The sequence below is a fragment of the Arthrobacter sp. ISL-28 genome (assembly GCF_018613875.1).
In the GTDB taxonomy this organism is placed as follows: Bacteria; Actinomycetota; Actinomycetes; order Actinomycetales; family Micrococcaceae; genus Arthrobacter.
Genome location: NZ_JAGGPJ010000010.1, coordinates 51,681 through 74,820 on the forward strand (window position 1 = coordinate 51,681; position 23,140 = coordinate 74,820).

The following is a 23,140-nucleotide window of genomic DNA, read 5'->3' on the forward strand; positions in this document are numbered from 1 at the left end:
GGTTTGGGAGAGACTACTTCTTCAGCTCGCCCACCACATAGTCGATGCATTCCAGCAGCGCGGATACGTCCGCGGGCTCGATCGCCACGAAGGTGGCGATGCGGAGCTGGTTGCGTCCCAGCTTGCGGTACGGCTCGGTGTCGACGATGCCGTTGGCGCGGAGCACCTTGGCAATGGCTGCCGCGTCGATGGAGTCGTCGAAATCGATCGTGGCGATGACGTTCGAGCGTTCCGCGGCGTTGGCCACAAACGGCGTGGCGAACTCGGAGGCTTCAGCCCATTTGTAGATGCGGCTGGCGGAATCCGCGGTGCGGTCGGCTGCGAAGTCGAGGCCTCCGCCGGCGTTCAGCCACTGCACCTGGGCATCCAGGGTGACCAGTGTGGCCAGGGCCGGGGTGTTGTAGGTCTGGTTCAGCTTGGAGTTGTCAATGGCGGTCTGCAGGTCAAGGAAGTCCGGGATCCACCGGCCGCTGGCTTTGACCCGTGCGGCACGCTCCAGGGCCGCGGGCGAGAAGAGACCGAGCCACAGGCCGCCGTCGGAGGCGAAGTTCTTCTGCGGCGCGAAGTAGTACACGTCGGTCTCGGCAACGTCCACGTCCAGCCCGCCGGCGGCCGAGGTTGCGTCCACGAGGACGAGGGAACCTGAATCGGCGCCGTTCACTCGCTTGACCGGGGCGGCCACGCCGGTGGAAGTCTCGTTCTGCGGCCAGGCGTAGACGTCAACGCCCGCCTCGGCCTGGGGCGCCGGGCACGTTCCCGGCTCGGACTTGATGATGGAGGATTCCGCGAGGAACGGCGCCTTGTTGGTGGCGGCAGCGAATTTGGAACCGAATTCGCCGAAGGAAAGGTGCTGGGCCTTCTGCTCCACCAGGCCGAAGCTGGCCACATCCCAGAACGCCGTCGAACCGCCCACGCCCAGGATCACTTCGTACCCCTCAGGAGCCCGGAACAGGGTGCTCAGTCCCTCGCGGACCGACCCCACCAGGTTCTTCACCGGCGCTTGGCGGTGGGACGTGCCGAGGATAGACGTGGCGGCTGCGGACAGCGCCTCGATCTGCTCGGGCCTGACCTTGGAGGGCCCGGCGCCGAACCGTCCATCCTTGGGCAGGAGGTTTGCTGGGATAGTGATGCTGGTGTCGCTCACAGTGGCTCCAATTTTCGGCATGGACATGCAGTTCGGCGGGGACAGATGATGGCCGGCTGGCAGTCATGTCTGCCACGAAGACCCCTTTTATTCTGCCTGAGACCCGGAAATCACGGGAAACGCACCCGTCACAGTCCAGTCATCGTGACTTTGCAGGTGGTCGCAAAATTATCCGGAGTAATTCAAAATAGGCTAAGCTTTGAATGGACGTACGGGCGGAAACCCGGTGTTGCTCCGTCGTCGGATCGCGGCCGCGGCAGCTTGACGCCGGACCGCCGGGCGGTGGGCCCCCCGGTACGGTGGGACGGACTCAAGTACTGTGCTCGAGGAGCTGAGCTGAATGACGGATCTGATCGATACCACGGAGATGTATCTTCGGACCATTTTGGAGCTTGAAGAAGAGAACATCGTGGCGCTGCGCGCCCGCATCGCTGAGCGCCTCCGCCATTCAGGACCCACCGTCTCCCAGACCGTCGGCAGGATGGAGCGGGACGGACTGGTGGTTGTTTCCGATGACCGTCATCTTGAGCTGACGGAAGTGGGCCGGAAGCGCGCCACGGAAGTGATGCGCAAGCACAGGCTTGCTGAGCGGCTGCTCGCCGACGTGATCGGCCTGGACTGGGCCTACGTCCATGACGAGGCCTGCCGGTGGGAGCATGTGATGAGCGAACGGGTGGAGCGCAGGATCTATGAACTGCTGGACCACCCCACGGAATCGCCCTACGGCAACCCGATTCCCGGGCTGGCGGCACTTGGTGGGGAATCCTCTTCCGACTTCCCCGATGGCGGCATAACCCTGCTCGAGGCCATGGCCGGATATGGTCCGGACTCGCGCGTCAGGGTCAGCCGCCTGGCGGAGCCTATCCAAGTTGAGCCCGAACTGCTGGTCCAGCTGGACGAAGGCGGCATCCGCCCCGGCGCTACGGTATCCCTGGAGCGGGTGGGGGAGTACATCTCGGTGCGTGTCCCGGGGATTGAGGGAGCGCTCGAGCTTCCGCCGGAAGTCGCTGCACACGTTTTCGTCCGTGTGAGCTAAGTCGGCACCGCGCGGATCTGTCTGACATCTGTAGCCAGATGTGACTGCACTTAAACATCACGGATTTATTACTGCGCACTTTAATCGCCTATAGTTAAACAGCAACGCCGATACCAAAGCGTTACCTGATCTGGAGCCGAGCTCTGCCAGCGGATCAGTACGAATCACCTACTGGCAGAGGCGGGGGAACCACAATCGGCTGTTGAAAAACAGCCTTGGGGTGAAGTCCGCAAGCAGCAGGTCACTTTCCACAGATGGAATCTCCCGGGATACCCCTGTGCCGAAATGCTTGCTACGGCGGACCGGGTTGAAGATCTCTCTGACCCGAATCCGACAGCTAACTTCGCAGGCTATCCAGAGAGGAACCGTTCTTGACCATGCAGAATTCGCGGGGCCGCCGCCGCGCGGCAGGTCCCGCTGCGGAGCCGCGCACCCCCGCAGTATTCGCCACTGAACGCCCCCGGGATGCGCAGCGCGAAGCACGGAAGCAGCGCAGTCCCTTCCGCCAGGTCACAGATTTCGCCTCCGCCAGCGGAGTGGGTCAGAAGGCTGGAGTCGCACTGGCCGCCACTGGCCTCCTGCTGACAGTCACAGTCCCCGCTACAAGTCCGGTCATGGCTACCGGTGACCAACGGGCAACCGCCGGAGCACTTTCTTCGGCAGCGCAGCCGGAAGTTTCCGCTGAAGCAGCCGCCAAAATCGACTTCAGCCGCACTTCGGTGTCCACAAAGGGTGACCCGGACGGCAAGCTCAAACAGCTCCTGACTGCCCAGTCTGCGGGGAAGATCACACGGGCTGCCTCCGTCGGTAGCCTGGGGCTTCCCCTGGCAATCGCGATCAAGTCATCTCCGTTCGGATATCGCGTAAGTCCGATCACAGGCGGGGCGGGGGAGTTCCACCGGGGCCAGGATTTTGCCGCCGAGTGCGGAACACAGGTGTTCGCCGCCGCGAGCGGCACTGTTACTTTTGTCGGCTGGCACGCCTTCGGCGGTGGCAACAGGGTTGTCATCGACCATGGCAACGGCCTCGAAACCACGTACAACCACTTGTCGTCATCGAGCGTCCAGGTCGGCCAGAAGGTCAACCGGGGCGACGTGGTGGCGCTCAGTGGGACCACGGGCGCATCCACGGGCTGCCACCTCCACTTTGAGGTGATGGTCAACGGAGAAGTCGTTGATCCCACCGGCTGGCTTTAAGTAAAACCGATGGAAAACTCTCACATTCCTGTGACACGCCGTGATCTGAATGTGACATTGACTCTGAACTGCTGTACCGTCTAAACCGCGTCAACTTTTCCGAAGTTGACGCCTTTGAGTGGATTGCCTAACTCTGCCACCGCTCAAGGTCCGTTCGCATTACATCGTCTGGCAGAGGCGGGGGAACCAATTTTGGTCTTCGCAAGAAGGCCTTGGGGTTAAGTCGCAAAGCTTCCCAGGAAGCGGCGCGGCCGGGTGACTCCCATCCGAATCCGACAGCTCACCTCGTAGGCATTGGGAGAGGCTACCTTCGTGTCTTCACGCCACAATCTTGCGCGCCACCGTGCGCAAACGGTTCGTATGAACCCGTTGGACTCCGTGTCCAAGGCAGTAAGCGCCAATGCTGGCACAGTAGGTCGTCAGGCAGCTGTTATCGCAGCTGCTTCAGGGCTCGTCCTGAGCATTGGCATGCCGGCTAACGCTGCCGACGCCACCATCGGTGTCTCCGCTTCCGCGGAGTCCGGATCCCAGGGCACGCAGCTGGCTGTAACCGCCGCACCCACCGCAACTGTCTCCTTCGAGCGTCCTGCCGTCACCACCGAGGCGGCTCCGGTTCTCGAGACTCTTGCCGTGCAGTCCAGCGGCGATGCAACGGCGGATGCATCCCTTACGGCCAAGGCGGACAAGGTGGCCGACGCCGCCGGCTCCGCTGCGACGTCAGGGCTGGCAGCTATCGCCTACACCGGTATCGGCAGCCCCTACGTCTGGGGTGGCACCACTCCCAGCGGCTGGGACTGTTCCGGCTTTACCCAGTGGGTCTACGCCCAGGCAGGCATCAGCATCCCCCGCGTCAATGCGTGGACTGCCATGAAGCCCACCTCGACTCCCGCTCCCGGCGACCTGGTCATGCAGAACGGCGGCGCCCACGTGGGCATCTACGTCGGCAACGGAATGATGATCAGCGCGCTGAACCCCTCGCAGGGAACGATCCTGCACGCCGTGTCCGCCACGGGCACGTCCTCCTTCTTCACCCTTCGCTAAAAACCCATTCGGGGCGATCCGGCATACCCCCAAGATGCCGGCGCGTCCATAGCCCGCGGCCTGCTACCGCAGCCCGGGGAACACGAAAGAGAGAAAAAATGACTACACGTGCACCCATTGCACGGCACCGCGCCGAGGTCACCAAGACCAACTCGCTGGCTGTCATTGCCAAGGCTGTCGGCGACAACGCTGGTGGCATGGGCCGCCAGGCAGCAGTTATCGCTGCGGCTTCAGGGCTGGTCCTGACCAGCGGCATCGCAGCCAACGCTGCGCAGACCAACGTTCAGCGCGAATCGGTTCCGGCTTCGAATCTTGAGGTTCAGTCCGTTGCCCCGGAAGCCATTTCCGCTGCATCCAGCATTGCCATCTCCTATGAGAAGCCTGCTGTTTCCACCACTCCGGCCCCCGTCGTCGAGGCACCCAAGCCCGTCGTCCAGGTTCAGGAAGCTACTCCGGCCGTTGACGCTGCTCCGGCAGTTGAAACCGCTGCCAGTGTCGAAGCTGCTCCCGCAGCCAATACCTCTGCCAGCAGCAAGGGCGCTTCGATCGCCGCTGCTGCATACGCCCAGCTGGGTGTTTCGCAGGACTGCACCATGCTGGCCACGAACTCCCTGGCCGCCGTGGGCATCCACTACCACGGCTGGCCGGCAGGTTACCTCTCCCTGGGCCGCACTGTCAGCGCTGCCGAAGCCAAGCCGGGCGACCTCGCCTACTACGAAAACGGCGGCATGGGCCTGGCCCACATCGCTGTCTACGTCGGCAACGGCCAGGCTGTTCATGGTGGCTGGAACGGCGGAACCACCGCGCTGTTCAGCGTCAACGTCGGCTCCGGCCCGGTCTTCATCCGCGTCAGCTAAGACAAAGCCAAGGCTTTAACAGGACCCCTGCCCCTGCGGCAGGGGTCCTTTTTTGCCTCTTTTTCGCCGACTTTCGCCTTCCGGTGCGCCCGGCTGGCTCCGTTGCGGGAAGGACCGGAATTCCGCCGATTCGCCGATCTGCCCTGTGAGTGTTTACTCTTGTGGTGTCGATCCATAGCCCGGACATGCAGAGGGCAGCCGGCCCTCGCGCCTCTGCCGGGTGCGGCCGTGAAGAGGTATGTGCATGCGCACTCTCGTTCTGAATGCTGGATATGAACCGCTGGCGGTTGTGACTTTCCGCCGGGCGCTGGTTCTTGTGCTAACCGGAAAAGCTAGCGTCGTGGCCGAAGGTGACGATCCCGTCGTCGGCCCGCAGGACATCATGGGCCGCCCGTCCGTGATTCTCCTGAACCGCTACATCCGGCCCCGGTACAACATAGTGACCGCTGTGAGTCGGCGAGGGGTGCTTCGCCGGGACGGGCACCGGTGCGCGTACTGCGGCAAAGCAGCCCACACCATTGACCATGTCCAGCCGAAATCGCGGGGCGGTGCGGACTCATGGGAAAACCTCGTTGCTGCCTGCCTCCGCTGCAATAACATCAAGGGCGACCACACCCCCGCAGAAATGGGCTGGAAGCTGCGGTTCGTTCCGGCGCCCCCTGTTGGAACCATCTGGCAAATTAAGGAACTGGAGAAACCCACGCCGGCGTGGGATCCGTTCCTGCTTCCAGAAACAGCCGCGTAACCTGTCCCGCATTACGCTGGGTATGTGGAATTTGACGCGCTAATCCTTGCCGGCGGCCGCTCCTCGAGGCTCGGCGGTTCCCCTAAGTCCGAATTAATCTACGACGGCGAGACCCTCCTAAACCGGGCGATCTCAGCTGCCCGGGGGGCCCGCCGGATCGTGGTGGTGGGCCCGGAACCGCAGAGCCTTCCCCCTGGCGTCCTGACATGCCGCGAGGACCCGCCCTTCGCTGGTCCTGCTGCGGCGATAGCCGCAGGCCTCGCCCGGCTGCGGCATCCGGACCGGTCGCTGGCAGGCGGGAACGCAGGCACCACCGGCGCTGAGGATGCCGTGGCCGCCTACACCTTGATTCTGGCCTGTGACATGCCGCATGCCGCCGGGGCTGTGCAGGCTCTGCAAGAGGCTTTGCACGCTGGGATTGCTGGCAGTCAGGCAGTTGTAAGGCAAGGAAACGACGGCGTCATGGCGGCATCCGCCGACGGGCGGCTCCAGCCCTTGGCCGGTTTTTACCGCACAGCCGCACTCAGAGCCGCCATCGACGACGCCTCCGCCCGGAATGCGCTCAATCACGGGTCTGTTTTCGCTCTCCTTGCTAGGCTTGACGTACAGGCTGTCACCGTCCCCGCCGGCTCCACAGATGACGTGGATACCTGGGATGATGCTGCCGCATTAGGAGTGGACGGCCGGCAGCAATGATCCGGGCGCCGCAGCCGCAGTTGACTTGGAGGCAGGGATGAAAAGCCAGGACGAAACGCTTGAAGAGTGGTGCCGGCTGCTGCTTCGGGCCTTCGAGCTCGAAGATGTGGAGGTGGATGTCAATGAGGTGCTGTCCCTCGCCGGGATTGCCGCCCACTCGGTGGTGCGTCCCGCGGCTCCGCTGACCACATTCATTGCAGGCTTCGCAGCCGGTCTTGCATCAGGTTCCGGCCAGGCGCCGGATGCCACGTCCATGAGGGCAGCCATGGACGTTGCCCGCTCGGTGTCCAAGGCGTACTCGGCCGATGAGGCAGGGGAGGACTACGTCCCGCCGGCCTCCGGCACAGCCACCGGCGTTGCTACTCCCAGCGGGACACCGGGGGAATGACCGCCGCCGCACCTGGACATCCTGCCGCCGAGGCCGCGCACCCCGCCGATGCCCCCGACGAGGTAGGGACACGGGAAGCGGGGACACCTGCTGGGGTGGAAACACCTGCCGACGCCGGGACACCGGAGTCCGGGATCTCTGCCGACGACGAAACACCTGCCGACGGCGCGCCCGCCAAGCATCTGGCCCATACCTGGGAGGAAGCGCGGCAAGCAGCCTTTGACTGTGCCACGCCGATTCCCGCAGCGCCGGTGCCCTTGCGGGAGGCACTGGGCCGGACGCTGGCTGCCGATATCACCGCGCTGCAGGACATGCCCCACTACGCGTCCTCGGCGATGGACGGCTGGGCCGTCAACGGCACCGGTCCCTGGATCCTGGCCGAACCCGGCCAGCGGCTCGCCCCGCACCAGGCGAGCGTCATAGTCACCGGAGGACTCCTTCCGCCCGGAGCCAAGGCCGTACTGCGCAGTGAAAGCGGCGTCATATCCACCGACGATGAAGGTCTGCCGGTGCTGACCACGGGTGGCACCGCCCGCCCCGGAGAGCCACGCAACGGCCAGCACATCCGCGAGGCAGGCGAAGAAGCCGTTGCCGGTGAAGTGCTGGTTAAAGCCGGTACCGCCCTGAATCCTGCCCACCTGGCGCTTGCCGCACTCGCCGGTTACGACGACGTGACGGTCCAAGGCAAACCGGTGGTGAAACTGCTCCTGACGGGTTCTGAGGTCGTGGACCGCGGCCTCCCGGAACCGGGCAAGGTCCGTGACACCTTCGGCCCGCAGCTGGCGTCCGTGGTGGAGATGCTGGGCGGCATCTGCACCGGACAGGTCAGGATCGGGGACAGCTACAGCGAATGGCTGGATGCCCTGGAGGATGAAGGGCCGGCTGCTGTCCCCGCGGATCTCCCCGATGAGGCTTCGGTGGCGGTGCTTCCTGCCGACGTCGTCATCACCACCGGAGGCACCGGACAATCCGGAACCGACCACTTCAGACGCGCGGTGGCGGAACTCGGTGGACGCCTGGTGATCGACGGCGTGGCGATGCGTCCCGGCCATCCAGCTGTCCTTGCCGCGCTGCCGGACGGACGCTTTGTGCTGGGACTGCCCGGTAACCCGCTCGCGGCCATGATGGCGCTGTCCACGGTAGGGGCACCGCTTCTCGCGGCCCTGGGGCATGCCGCCATGCCGCCCGTGCAGGATGTGCCCTGCGGGGCCATGATCGACCCCGACCCCGGCCGGACCCGCCTCATGCCCTTCCGGCTCCTCTACGGTATGGCCTCGCCCGCCCAGCACACCGGACCCGGCATGATGCGCGGCCTGGCCTCCGCCGACGGGGTTATGGTGGTTCCGCCGCACGCCGTACAGCTGGGAGAATCCGTCCCGGCATTCGCGCTCCCCTGGGGCCCGGCCATCCCCGAGCCGAAGGCCGCCGAGCCCAAACCCAAAACAGCACCGCGCAAGGCCGGAAACCGGTCTGCCGCCAAACCCGCGGAGAAAAGCGGCCCCGTGGACTGGAGCGCACTGCTGGACTGATGCGATTGCTGGTCTGAAGCCCATTCTTAGGCCGCGGTGGACGGACGGCGTTGGTGTCCGCGCACCTCACTTGCAATGATGGAGGCATGAACAGGCTGACACCCGGGGTGACCCCATGGGACGTGTGACGCAACGACGCAAGATCCACCGGTATGTCCTGGACGGCTCTCCGGCTTCGCTGGAATTTCCGGTCCGGCATCGGGAGGACGTCCTGGCCGTGGAAGAGCCGCTGGAGATCCGGCTCGGCAACCTTTCATTCTCGGTGACCATGCGCACGCCGGGGGATGACTTCGACCTGGTGGCAGGGTTCCTGGTGTCCGAGGGGGTCATCTGGGACCCGGACCAGCTGATCTCGCTGAGGTTCTGCGCAGGTGAGGACGAAAACGGCGTCCAGACGTTCAACGTGGTGGAAGCCCAGCTGCGGTCGGATGTGGTGCTGCCGGACACCGGGCGCCACGTTTACACGTCCAGTTCCTGCGGGATCTGCGGTACCGACTCGATTGAGGCAGTCCGGAAGTCCTCGCATTTCAGCCCGGCCCAGGACACGCTGACGGTACCCGTCCGGACCCTGGCGTCCCTGCCGGACCAACTGCGGGAAGCGCAGACAGTTTTTGATGCCACCGGTGGAGTGCACGCCGCCGGCCTTTTCAGAATCGACGACGACGGCGGCGCCCGGCTACTGTGTCTGCGCGAAGACGTGGGCCGGCACAACGCTGTAGACAAGGTTGTGGGCTGGGCATTGCGCGAACGGCGCCTGCCGCTGTCCGGGACGGTGCTTCAGGTCTCCGGCCGCGCATCCTTTGAACTCGTGCAGAAAGCCGCCTTGGCGGGGATTCCGGTGCTGGCCGCGGTCAGCGCTCCTTCGAGCCTGGCCGTCGAACTCGCGGAATCTAGCGGGGTTACCCTGGCCGGCTTCAGCAGAGGCACCAGCGTCAACGTCTATGCGGGCTCCGAGCGCATTTCCCTCCCGGCGGCACTGCCGCAGTAGCACGCGCGGGCCTTGGCTAATCAGGCTGCACGCAGTAGATTTTATCCATCGAATGGACACGTTGATCCGCCCTTCAAGGCTGCCGACCTGCCCGGACATCAGCTGCTGCTGACGCCCGGGCCGGCAAGGCAGCCGGCACAGGGCGACCCAGCCTCAGGAATTAAAGAGGAAGACATTGCACGACGACCGCCGGATCACGGAAGTCCGTCTCGACCGCTTCCTGAGGGAGCGGATCACCCTCGCGATCTACTCGCGAAGCGTACCCCTGGCTCTGAGCAGCTGGGAGGTCCCGGACGAGCCTGTCCCCGTGATGGAGGCCCTGCGCCAGGATTTCCGGCCGCAGGAACACGGCGCCGCCTGGGGCCGCCCCTGGGGCACCACCTGGCTGCGCCTGCAGGGCGAGGTTCCTGATTCCTGGGGCACGGCGCCGGACACCGAGGTGGAGATGGTCGTGGACCTGGGGTTCACCACCGAGATCCCCGGATTCCAGTGTGAAGGGACGGCCTGGCGGCCGGACGGCAGCATCATCAAGGCAATTTCGCCACGCAACCAGTACATTCCGCTCAAGCTTCTGGGCAGCGGGATGGCCGTTGACTTCTATGTGGAGGCGGCGTCCAACCCTGATGTCGCCCAGGGATGGACCTTCGCGGCCACGCCCTACGGGGACAAGGCAACAGCCGGGAACCTGCCGCAGTACCGCTTTGGCAGCATTGCCATCGCTGAACTCAACCGGTCCGTCTGGGAGCTGCAGCAGGACATTGCGACCCTCAGAGGGCTGATGCACGAGCTGCCCATGGAGCTGCCGCGCCGCCACGAGATCCTCCGCGCTCTGGAGCGGATGATGGACATCATGGATCCGGACGACGTCGCTGGTACCGCAGCTGCCGGCCGGGCAGCACTGGCCGGGGTGTTGGCCCGGCCCGCCTACGGCTCAGCCCACCAGCTGCTCGCCACCGGGCATGCGCACATCGATTCCGCATGGCTGTGGCCTGTCCGGGAGACCATGAGGAAATGCGCGCGCACCTTTTCGAACGTGGTCGCACTCATGGACGATGATCCGGACTTCGTGTTCTCGTGCTCCTCAGCGCAGCAGATGGCATGGATCAAGCAGTTTTATCCCGAGCTGTTCGGGCGGATCCGGGAGAAAGTGAAATCCGGCCAGTTCGTTCCCGTCGGCGGCATGTGGGTTGAATCCGACACCAACATGCCGGGCGGGGAAGCCATGGCGCGGCAGTTCCTCGAGGGCAAAAGCTTCTTCCTGGACGAATTCGGCATCGACTGCCAGGAGGCGTGGCTTCCGGACTCGTTCGGTTATTCCGCCGCCCTGCCGCAGATCGTCAAAGCCGCGGGCAGCCAGTGGTTCCTCACCCAGAAGATCTCGTGGAACCAGATCAACCGGATGCCGCACCACACCTTCAACTGGGAGGGGATCGACGGCACCCGGCTCTTCACCCACTTCCCGCCCGTGGACACCTACAACTCCGAGCTCACCGCCCGGGACCTCGCCCACGCCGAACGGAACTACCGGGACCACGGCCACGGCACCATCTCGCTGGTCCCCTTCGGATACGGCGACGGCGGAGGCGGCCCGACCCGCGAGATGCTCGCCGCCGCCCACCGCGCAGCGGATCTGGAGGGTTCGCCGAAAGTCCGGATCGGAACGGCGCGCAGCTTCTTCGAGCAGGCAGAGGCCGAGTACACGGCGCTGCCCGTGTGGGTGGGGGAAATGTACCTCGAACTCCACCGTGGAACCTACACCAGCCAGGCCCGGACCAAGCAGGGGAACAGGCGCAGCGAGCATCTGCTCCGTGAAGCCGAATTGTGGTGCGCCACTGCTGCGATCCGCACCGGCGGTGCCTTCACCTATCCCGCAGCCGAACTGAAACGGCTGTGGCGGCTTGTCCTCCTCCAGCAGTTCCACGACATCCTGCCCGGCAGTTCCATCGCCTGGGTGCACCAGGACGCCGAACGGAATTACGCCGCCATCGCCAAGGGACTCGAAGAGCTCATCGCCCAGGCTGGGGCCGCCGCACTGGGGGAGGGCAGCGAGGAGTTTCTGCTCAACGCGGGCCCGCACGAACGCAACGGGGTTGCGGCGCTCGCGGCCGCCGCTCCGCCTCCGGGGCCGGAGACCTCCGTGCAGGTAGCCGCCCGGGACGGCGGCTTCCTGCTGGACAACGGCATCATCCGTGCCGTGCTGGACGCCAATGGCCTGCTGACGTCGCTGCGCGATCACGCGAGCGGCAGGGAAGCCATCGCCCCGGGTCAGTTCGGCAACCACCTGGAACTTCACCGCGACACCCCCAACGAATGGGACGCTTGGGACATTGACGAGTTCTACCGGCGGAACGTCACGTCACTGACCGAAGCGGCCTCGGTGACGCTGGAGCGGCAGGGCGGTGACGCCGTCGTCGTGGTTGAACGTCTTACGGGCGCCTCACGCATCACGCAGCGCATCAGGATGGCTTCGGGGAGCAGCTCGCTCGGCATCTCCACCGAGGTCGACTGGCAGGAGCGCGAAAAGCTGCTCAAGCTGGGGTTCCCGCTGGATCTCAGGGCTGACCGCTCAGCCGCCGAGACGCAGTTCGGGCATGTTTTCCGGCCCACCCATGTCAATACTTCCTGGGAGGCGGCCAAGTTCGAGATCTGCGCGCACCGCTGGATCCACGTCGCAGAACCCGGCTATGGCGTGGCCATAGCCAATGCCTCCACCTACGGGCACGATGTTGCCAGGAGCATCAGGGACGACGGCGGCACCACCACCACCGTCCGACTCTCCCTGTTGCGTGCGGCGAAGTTCCCTGACCCCCAGGCAGACCGTGGCAGGCACGTTCTGGACGTCTGGATCCGCCCCGGCGCAGGAATTGCAGAGGCTGTCGAAGAGGGCTACCTCGCCAACCTCGCCCCGCGGAAAATGCGGGGCGGGCACGCGGTCGAGCCGCTGGTCTCCGTGGACAGCGTGGCGCTGGTGGTTGAGGCCGTGAAGCTGGCGGAGGACGGGTCCGGGGACGTCATCGTGCGTCTGTACGAGTCGCTGGGCGAACGCTCCACGGGGCATGTCACGGCTAACTTCCCCACCAAGCAGGTCCACGCCGTGGACCTGTTGGAGCGGAGGATTGAGGCGCCGGGAGTCGCTGCGGGAAAGAATTCAGCGGACCTCGTGCTGCGCCCGTTCCAGCTGGTCACCCTCAGGTTCGTGCGCTGACAGCCAGCGGGCAATACAGCTAGAACTCGTGCAGCAGCCGCTTGACGAACTGGCGGGTGCGCTCTTGGCGCGGCGCCCGGAGGACTTCGGCAGCCGGGCCCCGTTCCACCACCACGCCGCCGTCCATGAAGATGACCTCATCGGCCACCTGCCGGGCGAAGGCGAGCTCGTGGGTGACGATCACCATGGTCCAGCCTTCCTCGGCCAGTTCCTGGATGACACCCAGGACATCGCCCACCAGTTCCGGGTCAAGGGCGGACGTGGGTTCGTCGAACAGCAGCAGCTGGGGCTTCAGGGCCAGGGCACGCACAATCCCCACCCGCTGCTGCTGCCCGCCGGACAGTTCGAACGGGTAGGCGTCGCGCTTGTCGGCCAGGCCCACCCGCGCCAGCAGCTTCTCCGCCTCCGCGACAGCTTCGGCACGCTTCCGCTTCTGCACCTGGACCGGGCCCTCAATCACGTTCTGCAAGACGGTCATGTGCGGAAAGAGGTTGTAGTGCTGGAAGACCATGGCGCTGCGGTCGCGCAGGTCCGAGATGTCCTTCTTGGCGACCCTGGACGAGAAGTCGAGCGAGAGGTCCTTGCCGGTGGCGGTGTCCGCGAAGGTGACGGTGCCGGCGTCGGGCGTTTCCAATCCGTTCAGCGAACGGAGCACGGTGGTCTTGCCGGAACCCGAGGGCCCGATGAGGGCCACCACGTTACCGCGGCGCACATCGAGGTCAATGTCCCGGAGCACCACATTGCTGCCGAAGGCCTTGGCCAGGTTGCGCACGGACAGCACCGGCTTGGGCTGGGGCGAGCCGGCGCCGGCTGGCTGGCCGGCGGACTGGCTAGTGGGCGACATAGCGGTCCAATCTCTTTTCGAGGACGGATTGCCCCGAGGACAGCGCCAGGCAGATGACCCAGTAGACCAGTGCGGCCTCGAGGTACAGCACCATGAACTCCTGGCTGAAGGCAGCGATCTGCTGGGCGTTCCGGAAAAGCTCTGTGACCAGGATCAGCGACGCCAGGGAGGTGTCTTTGACCAGCGAAATGAAGGTGTTGGAGAGCGGGGGCACGGACACCCGAGCGGCCTGCGGCAGGATGATGCGGCGCAACGACTGACCGCGCGACATGCCGATGGTGTGCCCTGCCTCCCACTGACCCTTGGGCACCGAAAGGATGGCCGCCCGGATCACTTCGGCGGCATAGCCGCCGATGTTCAGCGAGAACGCGATGATGGCGCTCGGCCACGGATCGAGCTTCACCCCCAGGCTGGGCAGGCCGTAGAAAATCACGAAAAGCTGCACCAGCAGCGGCGTGCCGCGGATCACTGAGACGTAAAACCTGGCCGCCCCCGACATGACCGCGTTCCGGCTGAGCCGCATGAGCGCCACGAGCAGTGCCAGGGCCAGGCCGAAGGCGAAGGAAGCCAAGGTCAGCGGGATGGTGCCTGTGACGGCTCCCGCGATGATCGGGCCGAAGGAGCTCCAGACGAGGTCCCAGTTGAACGGCATTTACTTGGTGACGTCCGCGCCGAAGTACTTCTCCGAGATCTTGGCCAGGGTGCCGTCGGCACGAAGATCAGCCAGGGCCTTGTCCACAGCGGCGGTGAGTTCCGTGGAACCCTTGCGGAAGACGAAGGCGCTTTCTGTCTTTTCCGTCGATTCGGCGGCGATCTTCAGCCCGGAGTCCGGGTTGGTCTTCGCGTAGTCGAGGTAGGTGAGCTTGTCATTGACGATGGCGTCCACGCGGCCCTGCCGGACCAGGGTCACGCCCTGCGCCCAACCTTCCACGGCCTGGACATTGGCACCGGCGTCCACAGCGATTTTGTAAAAGTTGCTGGTCAGCGACTGTGCCGTGGTCTTGCCCTTGAGGCTTTCGAAGCCGGTGATGCTGTTGTTGTCGGCCTTCGTCACGATCACACCAGTGGAGACGGTGTACGGGGCGGAGAATTCGTACTTCGCTTTGCGTTCGGGATTGATGGAGATCTGGTTCGCGATGGTGTCGAAGCGCTTGGCGTCGAGGCCGGCGAAGATGCCGTCGAACTGGGTTTCCTCGAACTTGGCCTTCACGCCCAGTTTGTCCGCGACGGCCTTGGCGATCTCGACGTCGAAGCCGGTGAGCTCGCCGGCTCCCTTGGCGTGGAAGCTGAACGGCTTGTAGGTCCCCTCGGTGGCGATGACGATCTCGCCCTTGGATTTCACATCGCTCAGCGACGTGTCCGAGCCGGTTGTCGCCGTCGGCGTCTGCGAACCGCCGCAGCCGGACAGCGCCAGGGCCAGGGCGGCGAGAGCGGCTGCGATTGCACTGCGGCGGGTACTGAGACGGTTCATGGCGTTCCTTCATCTGCTGGCTGCTGAGGGCTTTTCACGGCGGCCAAAGCCAAACACCCGCGAGACTACCCCTTGCAACGTCCGGGTGAAGCCCTTTTATTTCGCCATCTTACGGGGCGGGAACCAGCGCCTTTAAACAGGCTGAGTGGGGGCGGTCCCCAACGGCCGCCACCACTCATCCCCCCAATGCGTGCTCCAGCAGGCGCCACGGCCCGATCTTGACGGAAGGGCCAGGCAGCAGCTGCTTTCACACATTCATGATTCTCTCACGGTCTAATGATTTTGTGAATCCCATATGGCTGCCTTTCGGTAGATGACTTTCCGGGCGGCGCTTTGGCCGCTATCCACGGCCGGCGGAAGGCCGCCCCGGATGGGCCGTGACCGTCCTGCCCGCCCGCAGCCTGGCGAGCCAGATCAGCGTCAGCCCAAAGACGAAGCACAAAATGGCGGTGTAATTGATGATGAACTCCACGGAGCCCAGGGACTGCGGAATGAGCGGGAAAAGTAGGCTGAGGGTGATCGCTGCCGCTCCGATCGCCAGCAGCAGGGCCCCGAGCCGGAGCATGACCGGCAGGCTGCTGCGAACGCCGCGCAGCATGGCAGGCAGTATGGCAAGGCAAACGTAGGCCGGGTATGCGCGACCTGCAGCGCCGTAGTACTCCACGAGGGTAGCGTTCCGTTCATCCTTCATGCTGACGGCCGCCATCCCCGCCGATGACCCCTCAGTATCCAGCAGGGCAAAGAGGACTATCAGGGCGGCGGATATCGCCGCCAGGACCACATAGCCGGCCCGCCCTCGGATGAGCTGGAGTCCGTAAGTATCTCCGAACGCCTTGGCGATCCGGATGCCGAGGAAGTAGATGGTCCCGAAGATAATGAACCGCAGGAGCAGATTGGCCACATTGGTGTTTCCGAGCAGGCCGTCAATTGCCGCATAGGGACCCTTGATGCTCAACAGCGTGGCAACGGTCAGCAACGCGAAAATATAGAAGAGCGATCTGTTCTTCTTGTGGATCAGGTTGGGGATCCGCGACAGCGCCGCAGCCCCACACACGATCAGGGTGGTCCACTGCAGTGTCTCGATCATCCGAGGTTCTCCCAAATCTTTTCCGTTTGTTCTTGGTCTTGTTCCTGGCGCCGCAGCATTTTCCCGAGCGCCTGGAGGCGTTCTCCCGCGAGGGCCGTGAGTTCGCCGTCGGTCAGCCTGTCCAGCGCAGCTTGCCGCGCGCCCGGCTCCCAGTTGGCTTCCTCTTCCGTGATCAGTCCCGTGGCCACCAGTCCGCCGGTGAGTCCGACGCCGGCAGCCCGGGAGGTGGCAATGGCCACTTCGGGGGCAAGACGGTTCGCGGTCAGCTGTGCGGAGTAGTTCTGTGGGGCAATGCCCGTGGCGGCGGAGACGCGGTGCCGGAGTTCGCCGTCGTCGATCGCGTCCACCCAGTTCTTCACGGAAGTTGCATGCGGGGCTGGGCTGAGCTCCAGCGGCCCGGGACGCCGGGGACCTGCGGAACCCGCTGGTCCCGTGCCCTGGCCTGCTCCGGTCTCAAGGCCGGCCGGGGTGCCGGCTTCTGCCTCAGCCTCGGCCCCAGCTTCGACAGCGGGGGTGGAGCGCGCGATGACCGCGCGGAGCAGGTCGACAGTGGCAATCTGGCTGACCAGTTCCTGTGGAGAGGGCGGGATCTGGGGTCCGGCAAGGTCGCGGTAGTTCTCAAAGTACGCCAGCGAATCCACCGGATTCACGCCGAAGGCCCGGCTGATGCTGACCACCGTCGCCTCGGCCACTTTGCCCCGGACGAGCTGCTGGGCCAGCGTGGTTCGCTTGACCTTTGACAGCCTGCAGACGTCGGCCATGCTGGTGTCAGGTGCAATGCCGTGCAGCCAGCGCTGAAACGCTTTGGCGGGGAGTGGCATGGAACGCTCTCTGCTGAACGATGGGTTGGCACGATGGTAGCTGCCAGTAGTCTCGATTTTACCCAGCCCGCAGCTTCAACTATGCTAGTTGCTCGAACCCGCTGGTCCGTATACCCCCCAAGTCCGGACCAGCGGGTTCTTTCATGCCGCCGGTATTTCATGCCGATGCGGGCGGCGGTGAGAGGATGGATTAATGACTGCAACCCTTGTTGCCAAAGACCTTGCGGGCGGCCATGATCACCGCACCCTCTTCTCAAAGCTTTCCCTGACGGTGGCCCCCGGTGATGTGATGGGCGTGGTCGGGGCCAACGGAGCCGGCAAATCAACGCTGCTCCGCCTCCTTGCCGGCGTGGACCAGCCGCAGGAGGGAACTGTGAGCCTGGCTCCGTCGGATGCCTTCGTGGGGTGGCTCCCGCAGGAACATGAGAGGGTTGCCGGCGAGACGGTGGCAGCCTACATTGCCCGCCGCACCGGCTGCGCCCAAGCCACCGCGGAGATGGAGGCCACTGCCGAAGCGCTTGGCGGGGGAGCCCCCGGCGCGGACGATGCGTACTCCTCGGCGTTCGACCGCTGGATGGCGTCCGGCGCCGCTGACCTTGACGAGCGCATCGCGCCCGTCCTCGCCGATCTCGGCCTGGACGTCGGAGCGGATGCGGAAATGACGGGCCTTTCCGGTGGCCAGGCGGCACGCGTGGCGCTCGCCGCCCTGCTGCTGAGCCGGTTCGACGTCGTCCTCCTGGACGAGCCCACGAACGACCTGGACCTGGACGGCCTCGCCAGGCTGGAGTCCTTTGTGCAGGGCCTGCGCGGCGGCGCCGTGCTGGTCTCTCACGACCGCGAGTTCCTGGCCCGCTGCGTGACCACCATCGTCGAACTGGACCTCGCCCAGAATTCCGTGGCGGTCTACGACGGCGGCTACGAGGCGTTCCTGGAGGAGCGCGCAGTGGCCCGCCGGCACGCCCGCGAACGCTACGAGGAGTTCGCCTCCACGAAGGCGGATCTGGTGTCCCGGGCCCGGACCCAGCGCGAGTGGAGCTCGCAGGGCGTCCGGAACGCGATGAAGAAAAGCCCGGACAACGACAAGATCCGGCGCGCAGCGAGCACCGAATCGTCGGAAAAGCAGGCGCAGAAGGTCCGGCAGATGGAGTCTCGCATCGCCCGGTTGGACGTGGTGGAGGAGCCGCGGAAGGAATGGCAGCTGCAGTTCAGCATCGGCCAGGCGCCGCGCTCCAGTTCCGTGGTGGCAACGCTCCGCGACGCCGTGGTCCGGCAGGGGAGCTTCACGCTGGGGCCGGTAAACCTCCAGCTCAACGCCGGCGAACGGATCGGCATCACCGGTCCAAACGGCGCCGGCAAGTCGACGCTGCTCCGCCTGCTGCTGGGAGTGCAGAAGCCGGACGCCGGTGACGCTTCCAGAGGCGCTTCGGTGGCTGTCGGTGAGATCGACCAGGCCCGCGGGCTGCTGGCAGGCCACCTGAACCTGGGCGACGCCGTCGAAGTGGTGCTGGCCGAACAGACGCCGGCCGAGGTGCGTACCCTGCTGGCCAAGTTCGGGCTGAAGGCGGACCATACTTCCCGCACGGTCGATTCCTTGTCGCCGGGGGAACGCACCCGCGCCGCCCTGGCCCTCCTGCAGGCCCGGGGCGTGAACCTGCTGGTCCTGGACGAACCCACCAACCACCTGGACCTCCCGGCCATCGAACAGCTGGAAGAGGCCCTGGAAAGCTACGAGGGCGCCCTGCTGCTGGTCACGCACGACCGCCGGCTGCTGGAAAACGTCCGGCTCGATGCGCGCTGGAACGTGGACAGCGGCGTCGTCTCCGAATTCATGACGGGCAAGACGGAGTTCAAACGATGAGCATGGATGGCGTCGCCTGGCGCTCGCTGCACAACATCACCCGGGCCAAGAGCGGTTCCAAGCCGTTTTCCAAGGAGACGCTGAAACGCGTCCTGGGCTTCGCGCGCCCGCACCGGGGCAAGCTGATTGCCTTCGTGGTGGTGTCCATTGCCATGGCCTTCCTCGCGGTGGCAACTCCCGTGCTGGCCGGCCAGGTGGTGGACGCCATCGTGGCCAGCGCCGGCACCGGTGAAGTGATCCGGCTGGCCGCCCTGATCGCCGGGGTGGCCGTTGCCGAGGCCGCGCTGGGGATGGTGAGCCGCTGGCTCTCATCCACCATCGGCGAGGGTGTGATCGTTGACCTCCGCACCCGGGTGTTCGACCACGTGCAGAAAATGCCCATCGCCTTCTTCACGAGGACCCGCACGGGCGCCCTCGTCAGCAGGCTCAACAATGACGTCATCGGTGCCCAGTCGGCCTTCGCAGGAACGCTGTCCGGGGTGGTCAGCAATATGGTGGCGCTCATTCTGACCCTCGTGGTCATGCTCAACACTTCCTGGCTGGTCACCGTACTGGCCATGGTCCTGCTGCCGATCTTCCTCATCCCCGCCCGGCGGATGGGCTCCAAGCTGGCCGACCTGCGCCGTGAAGCCGCCGAGCATAACGCCGCCATGGGCACGCAGATGACGGAGCGTTTCTCAGCCCCGGGTGCCACGCTGGTGAAGCTCTTCGGCCGCCCCGAGGACGAATCCCGCGAGTTTGCCGTGCGGGCTGGCCGCGTCCGGGACATCGGCGTGCGAACCGCCATGCTGCAGTACACGTTCGTGACGGCGCTGACGCTGGTTTCGGCCCTGGCGCTGGCACTCGTCTACGGGCTGGGCGGCTGGCTCGCCATTGAAGGCCAGCTCGCGCCGGGCGACGTCGTTGTGCTGGCACTGCTGCTCACGCGCCTCTACGCGCCGCTCACCGCGCTGTCCAACGCCCGGGTGGAGATCATGAGCGCCCTGGTCAGCTTTGAGCGCGTCTTCGAAATCCTCGACATCAAGCCTCTCATCCAGGAAAAGCCCGATGCCCTGGAGGTCCCGCCGGGGCCCGTCGCCGTCGAATTCGACGACGTACGGTTCGCATACCCGTCCGCGGACAAGGTCTCCCTTGCGTCGCTGGAGGAGGTCTCCACGCTCGATACACGCGGCGGGGAAGAGGTGCTGCACGGCATCAGCTTCCGAGTGGAACCTGGCCAGACCGTGGCGCTCGTCGGCTCCTCGGGAGCGGGCAAGTCCACCATCGCCCAGCTGCTGGCACGGCTGTACGACGTCGACTCCGGCGCCGTGCGCCTCGGCGGCCATGGTGCCGCAACAGGGCTGGACGTCCGCGACCTCACCTTCGACTCCATGCGGGCCACGCTGGGCATGGTCACCCAGGATGGTCACCTGTTCCACGAATCCATCGCCTCCAACCTGCGGCTGGCCCGTCCGGATGCCACCGAGGAGGAGATGTGGCACGTGCTGCGCCAGGCCCGGCTCGAATACATGATCCGTTCGCTGCCTGACGGCCTGGAGACTGTGGTCGGAGAGCGTGGCTACCGCCTGTCCGGTGGGGAACGCCAGCGTCTCACCATTGCCCGGCTGCTGATCGCCCAGCCCCGGGTGGTCATTCTCGACGAGGCGACGGCCGCGCTGGACTCCACCAACGAAGCCGCCGTGCAGGCGGCTCTCGGTGCGGCACTTGAGGGACGCACCGCCGTCGTGATTGCCCACCGGCTCTCCACGATCCGTGCAGCGGACGTGATCCTGGTGGTGGAGGACGGTGCGATCGTGGAGCGCGGCACGCACACGGAACTGCTCGCCGCCGACGGCCGCTACGCCGAGCTGTACCGCACGCAGTTCGCGGAGGCCAGCGCGGTGGCCGAGGAAGCAGTCCCGGAACTCTAGCCATTCATCAGCCGGGTTGTACGACGGTTGTGGATGTCGAGGTCTGGGATGCTCGTCCGCCTACCGACCGGGATCTCTGGCAACAGGTGTCGGAAGACGCCATAGTCGTCGACGATAGGGGTTTGATCTCTCTTGAATCATCGACCTTGAACAGTGTCGATTGCGCTGTCCGCGCTGACCACTTTGTACTGGAAGCGAGCGGTCGCGGGTTCGTCAACTACGGCTGGCCGGCTCAACGAACCCAGGGGACGTCTGGCGTCTTCGGCTCTGGCCACTCGATGAGTTCGGCCCTCTTGGACCTAAACGCTGGGAGATGCCTGGCTACGGGATCCCTCCGGCTAGGTGAACAGCAACTCAATTTCACTCTCCATGGGAAGCCGACCGGTAAGGACTGCCATAGGGCGCGAAGTCAGGTCAGGGGTGGGTGGTGCCCCGGGCGTCCAGCGCGGCCAGCGCGGCCAGCGCGGGAAGGATGTGGTCAGTCAGCAAGGGCGCGAGGTCGGCGGGCAGCTCTGCCTCCAGGTCCAGCCAGCGGATTTCCGCGATCTCGGCTGACGGATGGGCAATCCAGGTGCCGGGCGCCCTGAAAACCGTGGCCTCGATTTCAGTGGCGGCCTCATTCGCCGCGTCCGCCAGCCATACGCCCATCAGCTGGAGCTCGCGCGGGTCGACAACAATCCCGACCTCTTCCTCGAGCTCCCGGGCGGCCGCCTGGACCGCCGTCTCACCGGGCTCGGGCTTCCCTCCGGGATGCATGAACTTGTCCGTGCCGCGCTTGCGGACGGTCAGGAGCCGGCCGGCGGTGTCGTAGACACACACGGCGGAGACGATGATGCGGGGATTCACGACGTCGAGCTTAGCTCCCCGGGCCCCTGCGGCGCCTCCCCGGGCACAGTCTGGCGCCGCAGGACGGACTCCAGCAGCAGGTCCTTGCGGGGTCCCGTGACGTCCCAGACATAGCTGAACGCGTCGGGACCCAGGAGCGCGTAGGTGACACGGTAGGTATCCGGATCGCACCAGTGCTGGTCCTGGCTCGAATCCGCGGAGAAGCTCATCCGGTGGAACGGACGGCCGTCGGGGAAAGTCATGTCCAGGGCGTCGGGGGAGTCCGTGGGCCTGAGGAGGTACTCCCGCGTGGCAGGGCCGGCAAAGGTCCCGCCGCCCGAAGCAGGCCAGCGCACGGTGCCTTCCTCATGGAAGCGCAGCCCGCCGCCGTCGTCCGTTTCGGAAAAAATCACGACGCCGGTAAAGGTTCCGCGGGTGCCCGCAGCGCGGTCGAAAAGGGTCCGTTCCACGGACCAGCGCCCCTCGGACGCGCTTGTCTGGGACGTGCCTAGCAGATAGGCGCGGAGCCCGGAATACGGCTGCACATTCAAGTGCCCTCGATTGGAATCGAACCAACGACACCGGCTTTAGGAGAGCCGTGCTCTATCCACTGAGCTACGAGGGCGGGCGTCCGCCGCCGCCGGCTGGGGGCCGGCCCGTTCGGACACGCTTACAAGCATACAAGGTGCCGGCGCGTACTACGCTCTTGGCATGGCCGCCGCAGCACAAGCACCCTCCGCCCGGGCAACATTCCTGCCCGATACCGCCTCCACCAGGCAGTACATTGGGGCCTGGGCCGTGCTGAGCGTGGTCCAGTATTTCGTGGCGGAGGCGGCCGTGATCGGGGCCTGGGCCGGCCCCGAGCCCTACGACCGCCGGACCGGCTTCATCAGCGATCTCGGCGCCGTTCATTGCGGCGTTTTTGACGGACGCAATGTCTGCTCGCCGCTGCACCCGCTGATGAACGCATCTTTCGTGGTGCAGGGCATGGGAATGCTCCTGGGGGCCCTGCTGTTGAGTTCGGCGCTGCTGCGGATTGCCGCCCGGCCCGGTGTGCGGGTTGCGGCACGCCATACCCGTGAGGTGCCGTGGTTCGCGGCCATTGGCACGCGTCTTTTCACCGGAACGGCCGGCACCGGAACCATCATTGTGGGGCTCGTGCCCGAGGATGTGGGCTCCGGCTGGCACTTTTCGGGTGCCGTGATGTACTTCGCCGCCGGGTCCTTCGCGCTGCTTCTGCTGGGCTGCCTGTGGCTGCGGCAGACACCGATGGGCTGGTTCATCCTCGCGTGCGGCATCGTGTCCTTCAGCGCCCTGGTCACCGGGGGTGTGACCGGCATGAACGTGCCGGAACCCGGTACGTTGGAGCGGCTGATGGGTTATCCGATCACGATCGGCCTGGCAGCGGCAGGCCTCGTCGTTGCCCAGCGCGTCCACCACGAACGCGCAGTCCGAAAGGCCGTCCGGGCCCGTGCTGCCTAGCAGGCCGGACTACTCGC

Annotated in this window: 21 protein-coding genes, 1 tRNA gene and 2 riboswitches; of the genes, 13 read left to right on the forward strand and 9 right to left on the reverse strand. The window is 65.5% G+C overall.

The annotated features are described in order from the left end of the window. Positions 1-13: 13 nt before the first annotated feature. Entirely contained in the window at positions 14-1,144 is a 1,131-nt protein-coding gene (serC, locus tag J7E80_RS08200) for a phosphoserine transaminase (RefSeq protein ID WP_215050982.1), read from the reverse strand. Positions 1,145-1,484: 340 nt separating this feature from the next. Between serC and J7E80_RS08205 the strand changes: the two genes are divergently transcribed. The 10 genes from J7E80_RS08205 (at position 1,485) to J7E80_RS08245 (ending at position 12,825) form a co-directional block, all read left to right on the forward strand. After that, entirely contained in the window at positions 1,485-2,180 is a 696-nt protein-coding gene (locus tag J7E80_RS08205) for a metal-dependent transcriptional regulator (RefSeq protein WP_215050983.1), read from the forward strand. Positions 2,181-2,304: 124 nt separating this feature from the next. Further along, a riboswitch (cyclic di-AMP (ydaO/yuaA leader) is annotated at positions 2,305-2,547 on the forward strand. Between the two features lie 10 nt (positions 2,548-2,557). Next, positions 2,558-3,376, forward strand: a complete 819-nt coding sequence (locus tag J7E80_RS08210; protein WP_215051062.1) for a M23 family metallopeptidase — start codon at positions 2,558-2,560, stop codon at positions 3,374-3,376. Between the two features lie 114 nt (positions 3,377-3,490). Beyond that, positions 3,491-3,684, forward strand: a riboswitch (cyclic di-AMP (ydaO/yuaA leader). Between the two features lie 52 nt (positions 3,685-3,736). Then, a complete protein-coding gene (locus J7E80_RS08215) occupies positions 3,737-4,417 on the forward strand; it encodes a C40 family peptidase (RefSeq protein WP_215050984.1) in 681 nt (226 codons plus the stop codon). Between the two features lie 98 nt (positions 4,418-4,515). Further along, positions 4,516-5,274 (forward strand): NlpC/P60 family protein, encoded by a 759-nt coding sequence (locus J7E80_RS08220; RefSeq protein WP_215050985.1) that lies wholly within the window; start codon positions 4,516-4,518, stop codon positions 5,272-5,274. A 244-nt stretch (positions 5,275-5,518) separates the two neighbouring features. After that, complete coding sequence (locus J7E80_RS08225) at positions 5,519-6,019, forward strand: HNH endonuclease (protein WP_215050986.1); 501 nt, start codon at positions 5,519-5,521, stop codon at positions 6,017-6,019. 24 nt (positions 6,020-6,043) lie between these two features. After that, positions 6,044-6,715, forward strand: a complete 672-nt coding sequence (locus tag J7E80_RS23740) for an NTP transferase domain-containing protein (protein ID WP_311380786.1) — start codon at positions 6,044-6,046, stop codon at positions 6,713-6,715. Between the two features lie 37 nt (positions 6,716-6,752). Beyond that, a complete protein-coding gene (locus tag J7E80_RS23745; RefSeq protein ID WP_251036633.1) occupies positions 6,753-7,103 on the forward strand; it encodes a DUF6457 domain-containing protein in 351 nt (116 codons plus the stop codon). Further along, a complete protein-coding gene (locus J7E80_RS08235; RefSeq protein ID WP_251036634.1) occupies positions 7,100-8,632 on the forward strand; it encodes a molybdopterin molybdotransferase MoeA in 1,533 nt (510 codons plus the stop codon). The genes J7E80_RS23745 and J7E80_RS08235 overlap by 4 nt, the downstream gene beginning before the upstream one ends. 115 nt (positions 8,633-8,747) lie before the next feature. Further along, positions 8,748-9,620, forward strand: a complete 873-nt coding sequence (fdhD, locus tag J7E80_RS08240) for a formate dehydrogenase accessory sulfurtransferase FdhD (protein ID WP_215050987.1) — start codon at positions 8,748-8,750, stop codon at positions 9,618-9,620. A 175-nt stretch (positions 9,621-9,795) separates the two neighbouring features. Continuing rightward, on the forward strand, positions 9,796-12,825 hold the full coding sequence (locus tag J7E80_RS08245) for a glycoside hydrolase family 38 C-terminal domain-containing protein (protein WP_215050988.1): 3,030 nt from the start codon (positions 9,796-9,798) through the stop codon (positions 12,823-12,825). A 19-nt stretch (positions 12,826-12,844) separates the two neighbouring features. Here the strand turns inward: J7E80_RS08245 and J7E80_RS08250 are convergent, their stop codons facing one another. The 5 genes from J7E80_RS08250 to J7E80_RS08270 form a co-directional block, all read right to left on the reverse strand. Beyond that, complete coding sequence (locus J7E80_RS08250) at positions 12,845-13,669, reverse strand: amino acid ABC transporter ATP-binding protein (RefSeq protein WP_251036635.1); 825 nt, start codon at positions 13,667-13,669, stop codon at positions 12,845-12,847. Beyond that, positions 13,656-14,321 carry an amino acid ABC transporter permease gene (locus tag J7E80_RS08255; protein WP_215050989.1) on the reverse strand — a complete coding sequence of 222 codons (666 nt, stop codon included), beginning with the start codon at positions 14,319-14,321 and terminating at the stop codon, positions 13,656-13,658. The genes J7E80_RS08250 and J7E80_RS08255 overlap by 14 nt, the downstream gene beginning before the upstream one ends. Continuing rightward, entirely contained in the window at positions 14,322-15,140 is an 819-nt protein-coding gene (locus J7E80_RS08260) for an amino acid ABC transporter substrate-binding protein (RefSeq protein WP_215050990.1), read from the reverse strand. A gap of 340 nt (positions 15,141-15,480) precedes the next feature. Next, positions 15,481-16,227 (reverse strand): hypothetical protein, encoded by a 747-nt coding sequence (locus J7E80_RS08265; RefSeq protein WP_215050991.1) that lies wholly within the window; start codon positions 16,225-16,227, stop codon positions 15,481-15,483. After that, a complete protein-coding gene (locus tag J7E80_RS08270; protein WP_215050992.1) occupies positions 16,224-17,048 on the reverse strand; it encodes a hypothetical protein in 825 nt (274 codons plus the stop codon). The genes J7E80_RS08265 and J7E80_RS08270 overlap by 4 nt, the downstream gene beginning before the upstream one ends. 193 nt (positions 17,049-17,241) lie before the next feature. On the opposite strand from J7E80_RS08270, the gene J7E80_RS08275 reads away from it, so the two are divergent. Together J7E80_RS08275 and J7E80_RS08280 are read left to right on the forward strand one after the other, a co-directional pair. Beyond that, positions 17,242-18,906 (forward strand): ABC-F family ATP-binding cassette domain-containing protein, encoded by a 1,665-nt coding sequence (locus tag J7E80_RS08275; protein ID WP_215050993.1) that lies wholly within the window; start codon positions 17,242-17,244, stop codon positions 18,904-18,906. Then, a complete protein-coding gene (locus J7E80_RS08280; RefSeq protein WP_215050994.1) occupies positions 18,903-20,816 on the forward strand; it encodes an ABC transporter ATP-binding protein in 1,914 nt (637 codons plus the stop codon). Before J7E80_RS08275 ends, J7E80_RS08280 begins: the two co-directional genes overlap by 4 nt. 414 nt (positions 20,817-21,230) lie before the next feature. Here the strand turns inward: J7E80_RS08280 and J7E80_RS08285 are convergent, their stop codons facing one another. From J7E80_RS08285 to J7E80_RS08295, 3 genes are all read right to left on the reverse strand, one after another. Next, on the reverse strand, positions 21,231-21,662 hold the full coding sequence (locus J7E80_RS08285) for an NUDIX domain-containing protein (RefSeq protein ID WP_215050995.1): 432 nt from the start codon (positions 21,660-21,662) through the stop codon (positions 21,231-21,233). Further along, on the reverse strand, positions 21,659-22,192 hold the full coding sequence (locus tag J7E80_RS08290) for a DUF6314 family protein (RefSeq protein WP_396020733.1): 534 nt from the start codon (positions 22,190-22,192) through the stop codon (positions 21,659-21,661). Before J7E80_RS08290 ends, J7E80_RS08285 begins: the two co-directional genes overlap by 4 nt. 1 nt (position 22,193) lies before the next feature. Further along, positions 22,194-22,266: transfer RNA gene (locus J7E80_RS08295), tRNA-Arg, on the reverse strand. An 86-nt stretch (positions 22,267-22,352) separates the two neighbouring features. Between J7E80_RS08295 and J7E80_RS08300 the strand changes: the two genes are divergently transcribed. Beyond that, positions 22,353-23,123 (forward strand): hypothetical protein, encoded by a 771-nt coding sequence (locus J7E80_RS08300; protein ID WP_215050996.1) that lies wholly within the window; start codon positions 22,353-22,355, stop codon positions 23,121-23,123. The last annotated feature ends 17 nt before the right edge of the window (positions 23,124-23,140 follow it).

Excerpts from the sequence above, each read along its gene's own strand:
- fdhD (WP_215050987.1), top strand. The coding sequence starts at position 8,748 with ATGGGACGTGTGACGCAACGACGCAAGATCCACCGGTATGTCCTGGAC.
- J7E80_RS08270 (WP_215050992.1), bottom strand. The coding sequence starts at position 17,048 with ATGCCACTCCCCGCCAAAGCGTTTCAGCGCTGGCTGCACGGCATTGCA.
- J7E80_RS08215 (WP_215050984.1), top strand. The coding sequence starts at position 3,737 with ATGAACCCGTTGGACTCCGTGTCCAAGGCAGTAAGCGCCAATGCTGGC.
- J7E80_RS08280 (WP_215050994.1), top strand. The coding sequence starts at position 18,903 with ATGAGCATGGATGGCGTCGCCTGGCGCTCGCTGCACAACATCACCCGG.
- J7E80_RS23745 (WP_251036633.1), top strand. The coding sequence starts at position 6,753 with ATGAAAAGCCAGGACGAAACGCTTGAAGAGTGGTGCCGGCTGCTGCTT.
- J7E80_RS08300 (WP_215050996.1), top strand. The coding sequence starts at position 22,353 with ATGGCCGCCGCAGCACAAGCACCCTCCGCCCGGGCAACATTCCTGCCC.
- J7E80_RS08205 (WP_215050983.1), top strand. The coding sequence starts at position 1,485 with ATGACGGATCTGATCGATACCACGGAGATGTATCTTCGGACCATTTTG.
- J7E80_RS08235 (WP_251036634.1), top strand. The coding sequence starts at position 7,100 with ATGACCGCCGCCGCACCTGGACATCCTGCCGCCGAGGCCGCGCACCCC.
- J7E80_RS08225 (WP_215050986.1), top strand. The coding sequence starts at position 5,519 with ATGCGCACTCTCGTTCTGAATGCTGGATATGAACCGCTGGCGGTTGTG.
- J7E80_RS08210 (WP_215051062.1), top strand. The coding sequence starts at position 2,558 with ATGCAGAATTCGCGGGGCCGCCGCCGCGCGGCAGGTCCCGCTGCGGAG.
- J7E80_RS08250 (WP_251036635.1), bottom strand. The coding sequence starts at position 13,669 with ATGTCGCCCACTAGCCAGTCCGCCGGCCAGCCAGCCGGCGCCGGCTCG.
- J7E80_RS08260 (WP_215050990.1), bottom strand. The coding sequence starts at position 15,140 with ATGAACCGTCTCAGTACCCGCCGCAGTGCAATCGCAGCCGCTCTCGCC.
- J7E80_RS08265 (WP_215050991.1), bottom strand. The coding sequence starts at position 16,227 with ATGATCGAGACACTGCAGTGGACCACCCTGATCGTGTGTGGGGCTGCG.
- J7E80_RS08255 (WP_215050989.1), bottom strand. The coding sequence starts at position 14,321 with ATGCCGTTCAACTGGGACCTCGTCTGGAGCTCCTTCGGCCCGATCATC.
- J7E80_RS08220 (WP_215050985.1), top strand. The coding sequence starts at position 4,516 with ATGACTACACGTGCACCCATTGCACGGCACCGCGCCGAGGTCACCAAG.
- J7E80_RS08275 (WP_215050993.1), top strand. The coding sequence starts at position 17,242 with ATGACTGCAACCCTTGTTGCCAAAGACCTTGCGGGCGGCCATGATCAC.